This window comes from Collinsella sp. CLA-AP-H1 (genome assembly GCF_040092945.1).
GTDB lineage: Bacteria > Actinomycetota > Coriobacteriia > Coriobacteriales > Coriobacteriaceae > Collinsella.
This window is the reverse complement of sequence record NZ_JBBNKO010000035.1, coordinates 1-1,457: the sequence shown is the minus strand read 5'-3', so window position 1 is coordinate 1,457 and position 1,457 is coordinate 1. Positions and strand designations below refer to the sequence as shown.

Annotated in this window: 2 protein-coding genes; both read left to right on the top strand. The window is 68.4% G+C overall.

The window, feature by feature from the left end; genetic code table 11:
* Positions 1-545 (top strand): helix-turn-helix domain-containing protein (locus AAAV44_RS09775; protein WP_349115460.1); only part of this gene is annotated, 545 nt, incomplete at its 5' end.
* Between the two features lie 20 nt (positions 546-565).
* Positions 566-1,417, top strand: a complete 852-nt coding sequence (locus AAAV44_RS09770; RefSeq protein ID WP_338404381.1) for an IS3 family transposase — start codon at positions 566-568, stop codon at positions 1,415-1,417.
* The last annotated feature ends 40 nt before the right edge of the window (positions 1,418-1,457 follow it).

Genomic DNA, 1,457 nt, shown 5'->3' with positions numbered 1-1,457 from the left:
GTGAACTGCCTCCCATTTCTTGGACATCGGGAAATGGGAGGTTTTCCATGAGTATAGACCTCAGGGTGAAGCACGACCTGGAGTCCAGGAGGCGGGCCGTCGAGCTCTTCGACGCCGGCGTCGGCTGCAAGCCGGCGGCCGAGGCCCTGTCCGTCCCCCGCGAGACCGTGAGAGAATGGCAGTGGGTATACCGGGCGTTCGGAAGCGAGGCGCTGCTGTCCATGGGCGGGAAACAATCCAGTTACACATTCGAGCAGAGGGTCGCCGCGGCGTCGGCCGTGGTCGACGGCGGGATGGCGAAGGCCGACGCCATGGCCGAGTTCGGGATCAGGTCGAAGTCCCCGCTGGAGCGCTGGTGCAGGCTCTACCGCGAGGGCGGCGCCGAGGCGCTGCGGCCCCGCCCGAAGGGCAGGCCGAGGGGGTCGAGGTCGAAACCCCGGGCCCGCACCCGCGAGCAGGAGCTCGAGGAGCGCTGCCGCAGGCTCGAGGCCGAGGTCGCCTACCTAAAAAAATTGCGCGCCCTGGTCGAGCGGGACGGGCTCTGACCAGGGCGGCGGCCGAGGCGGTGAGGGCGCTGCGCGCGGAGGGGCACTCCCTGCGCCACCTGCTGGAGTGCTCGGGGCTCAGGAGGTCGACCTACTACTACGCGCTGGCGCACCCGCGGAGGCCGACCAGGCCCGAGCTGCGCGACGCCGCGGCCGAGATATTCTCGCGCACCGCCAACGGCTGCGGGCACCGGCAGATAGCCATGTGCCTGCGCGCCGAGCTGGGCGCGGTCGTGGCCGACAAGACCGTGCTCAAGATGATGCGCGAGATGGGCATCCGGTGCGGGATACGCCGCCGGGGCTCCCGCCGCCGGTACAGCTCCTACAGGGGGCTCGTGGGGAGCACGTTCGAGAACGTCATCGCGAGGGACTTCGGCGCCGAGGGGCCGTGGCAGAAGCTCGGCACCGACGTCACCGAGTTCAAGGTGGCCGGCGCCAAGGCCTACTGGGCCCCGGTGCTCGACTTCTGCACGAAGGAGATCGTGGCGAGCGACATATCGACCTCACCGGACCTCGCCCAGCAGCACAGGATGCTCGACCGGCTCCTCGAGGCCCTGCCCGACGGGGCGGCGCCGACCATGCACTCGGACATGGGCTGGCAGTACCAGCACGAGTCCTACACCTCCAGGCTGGAGGGGGCGGGCATCACCCAGAGCATGTCGCGCAAGGGGAACTGCATCGACAACGCCGCCACCGAGCAGCTCTTCGGCCACGTGAAGGACGAGTTCTACCGCGGCAGGGAGTGGGGCAGCTTCGGGGACTTCAAGCGCGACCTGGAAGAGTACATAGCCCATTGGAACGCGCGGCGCAGGCAGGTAAGATTGAAGGGCCTGACGCCGGAGGAGTTCCGGAACCAGGCCCTTGCGGCGTAGTCGCTATTTATTCAGTCCAAGTTTCGGGGCGCAGTTCACA